Annotated in this window: 6 protein-coding genes; 4 read left to right on the plus strand and 2 right to left on the minus strand. The window is 60.1% G+C overall.

Features of this window, described 5'->3' with window-relative positions:
* A partial coding sequence (locus tag NKH42_RS30980; RefSeq protein WP_352757271.1) for a major capsid family protein occupies positions 1–430 on the plus strand: 430 nt, incomplete at its 5' end.
* Positions 397–570 carry a major capsid family protein gene (locus NKH42_RS30985; protein ID WP_352751950.1) on the plus strand — a complete coding sequence of 58 codons (174 nt, stop codon included), beginning with the start codon at positions 397–399 and terminating at the stop codon, positions 568–570. The genes NKH42_RS30980 and NKH42_RS30985, both read left to right, overlap by 34 nt.
* 371 nt (positions 571–941) lie before the next feature.
* On the opposite strand, the gene NKH42_RS30990 is transcribed toward NKH42_RS30985, so the two are convergent.
* On the minus strand, positions 942–1,124 hold the full coding sequence (locus tag NKH42_RS30990) for a CsbD family protein (protein WP_352509236.1): 183 nt from the start codon (positions 1,122–1,124) through the stop codon (positions 942–944).
* Between the two features lie 67 nt (positions 1,125–1,191).
* Between NKH42_RS30990 and NKH42_RS30995 the strand changes: the two genes are divergently transcribed.
* Both NKH42_RS30995 and NKH42_RS31000 read left to right on the plus strand, forming a co-directional pair.
* A complete protein-coding gene (locus tag NKH42_RS30995; RefSeq protein ID WP_352509235.1) occupies positions 1,192–1,674 on the plus strand; it encodes a DnaT-like ssDNA-binding protein in 483 nt (160 codons plus the stop codon).
* Positions 1,675–1,986 carry a hypothetical protein gene (locus tag NKH42_RS31000; RefSeq protein WP_352509234.1) on the plus strand — a complete coding sequence of 104 codons (312 nt, stop codon included), beginning with the start codon at positions 1,675–1,677 and terminating at the stop codon, positions 1,984–1,986.
* A 60-nt stretch (positions 1,987–2,046) separates the two neighbouring features.
* Here NKH42_RS31000 and NKH42_RS31005 read toward each other — a convergent pair whose 3' ends face one another.
* The gene (locus tag NKH42_RS31005; protein WP_352509233.1) at positions 2,047–2,214 is read right to left on the minus strand and encodes a Thivi_2564 family membrane protein; all 168 of its coding nucleotides are present in this window, start codon (positions 2,212–2,214) and stop codon (positions 2,047–2,049) included.
* Positions 2,215–2,320: the final 106 nt, after the last annotated feature.

Genomic DNA, 2,320 nt, shown 5'->3' on the forward strand with positions numbered 1-2,320 from the left:
TTCGTTTTGGGATTGCATTCGCCATTGTCGCTTAGCCAGCGACGAGCAGTTGGCTATCTTGCATAGCATACGGACCGCCGTGGGCCCGGCCGACGGCACGGGTTTGGCGACGACGTTCGCGTCCACGACGCCGGATCAGATCCTCCGCGACATCAACGGCCAACTGACCGGCATCTTCGCCGGCATGCTGGGCGTTGAAATCACGGATACGCTGCTCCTGCCGTATTCGGTCCTGCTCGACATCTCGACGCGCCGCATCGACGCGGTGAACCAAACGACCATCCTGGAATTGGGTGAAGCGCAACAACATCTACACCCTGACCACAGGCGGCGAGCTCACTATCCGCGGAGCCTGCGGCTTATCTCGACACGTCTGGCGCCGGCGGCACCAAGCGCATGGTGGCCTATCGCCGCTCGCCCGAGGTGCTGAAGTTCCACATGCCGATGCCGTTCCAGTTCCTGCCGGCATGGCAGACCAAGCCGATCAAATTCGACGTGCCCGGCATCTTCCGTCTCGGCGGCGTCGATATCAGTCGGCCGAAGTCGATCCGCTATCTCGACCGCATCTAAGGAGGCGATGATGAAAGTCACCAATAGCCAAGCCGGCCCGCGCGGCATCAACACAACCAGCGCTCCGGTTCTCTCGATCCCGGCCAGACCGTCGATGTTGAGATGAGCTCTGCCGAACTAAAGGTCGCTAAGCAACCGGCTGGTTCTCGTTTTGCTGGGAAGGATTCGTCCCAATCGGCCGAGTTCCAGGGCAAGGCCGCTGCCGACAGGGAACGCGAGGACCTGAAGAAGCAGGCGGATGACCTTGGCATCGAATATGCCAGGAGCGTCTCGACCGAAAAGCTGAAGGAACTCGTCGACGCTAAGTTGGCGGAATGCCTGGATGGTTGCGGCGGCGGAGGCCGCCCGTTTGGGACGGACGGCCCTTGTTTTCAATCCTTCAAGGCGTCTCGGATCTTGTCCTTCGCCTTGCCGAAACCTTTCTGAAGGCTGCCTTCGGCCTTATCAGCGGCCCCGTCAGCGCGAAGCTTTTCATCACCGGTGGCCTTGCCGATCTTATCCTTCACATCGCCGCGCAGTTTCTTCGCGGAACCCTTAACTTCGTCCTTGTGCATGGTTCTTCTCCTTTTGCAGAACTCAACGTGAGCGGAACCTGAATGTTCCAGAGTGAGCAGGATCGGCATGGCTGGATACGGTGACGATGCAGGCTTCACAGCCTATGCGGCCGCAGCCGGCCATACCGTGCCTGCAGGGACGATCGCGGCAGCCCGTCAGCGCGGCAGCGTCTACATCGATGGCACCTACGATATGCGCTTTCAGGGCGTGCCGACAGGCGGACTGGCGCAGGAACGTGCATGGCCGCGCACCGGCGCCACGGTCTACGGCTCGACGCTCGCCAGCGATTTGATCCCGCAACGGGTGATCGACGCCTCGTATGAAGCCGCATATCTCGAACTGGTTAAGCCCGGCCTGCTGTCGATCTCCTTTGACGCTTCCAAGAAGGTGAAGCGTCAGAAGGTCGAAGGCATCGAGCGTGAGTTCTTCGAACCAGGTGACAGCGGCAACATCTTCGCACCGGATGCGCCGGTCTCGACCATCATCGAGGGCTTGCCCGCCCCGCTAATCGGTCCCGCCTACGGTCTGCCTGATATTTCGGTCGTGTAGATGGCCGGCTTCTACGACGACATGGCCGAAATGGTTACGGAACTGCTCCAGCCGGATGGCGAGGGCGGATTAGGGCAGGGAGAGGTCTTTCTGCGGAGAAAGCACAACCGGCGCTCTAGACCCATCGATGCCATGGATACCGGGCACTCCGACGGTGACAGATTATCCGCTCGAGGCCGCGAGACGCCGAGTCTCTCAGAAATACGTCGAGGGGGGACACTGATTGTGGCGACCGACAACCAGATCACGTTCGCGGTGCCGGCCATTGTCACCGCCATGACGGCATCATCGACGGCGCCGAGCTGGTCATGAAAGACCTGCGGCCCATCCCACCGGCAGGTACGCCGGTGGCGTATATCGCATTGTGGCGGCTTAAAATACCGCGAGGTATTTCAGCAATGAAACGATGCCGATGATGATCACGACAACTCGAGCGATCTGGCGGGTACGGCCGTCAAGCGGCAGCAGGTTAACGAGATACAATACCAGAACGATGACGAGGAAAGTGATCAGAATACTGATCAAAGGTGTGCCGGCCATTGCCCCTCACTGACATGAAAACTAGCACTACTTTGGCAGATTTTTAGCGGAGAGGGTTCTGCGGCAGTGGGGACAACGGATTGGGGGCGGCTGCGCGAGCGCGGTG

The sequence above is a fragment of the Mesorhizobium sp. M1142 genome, from assembly GCF_040318565.1.
Taxonomy (GTDB): Bacteria; Pseudomonadota; Alphaproteobacteria; order Rhizobiales; family Rhizobiaceae; genus Mesorhizobium.

Coding starts and splice junctions, on each gene's coding strand:
- NKH42_RS30985 (WP_352751950.1), top strand. CDS start 397: ATGGTGGCCTATCGCCGCTCGCCCGAGGTGCTGAAGTTCCACATGCCG.
- NKH42_RS30990 (WP_352509236.1), bottom strand. CDS start 1,124: ATGCACAAGGACGAAGTTAAGGGTTCCGCGAAGAAACTGCGCGGCGAT.
- NKH42_RS30995 (WP_352509235.1), top strand. CDS start 1,192: ATGGCTGGATACGGTGACGATGCAGGCTTCACAGCCTATGCGGCCGCA.
- NKH42_RS31000 (WP_352509234.1), top strand. CDS start 1,675: ATGGCCGGCTTCTACGACGACATGGCCGAAATGGTTACGGAACTGCTC.
- NKH42_RS31005 (WP_352509233.1), bottom strand. CDS start 2,214: ATGGCCGGCACACCTTTGATCAGTATTCTGATCACTTTCCTCGTCATC.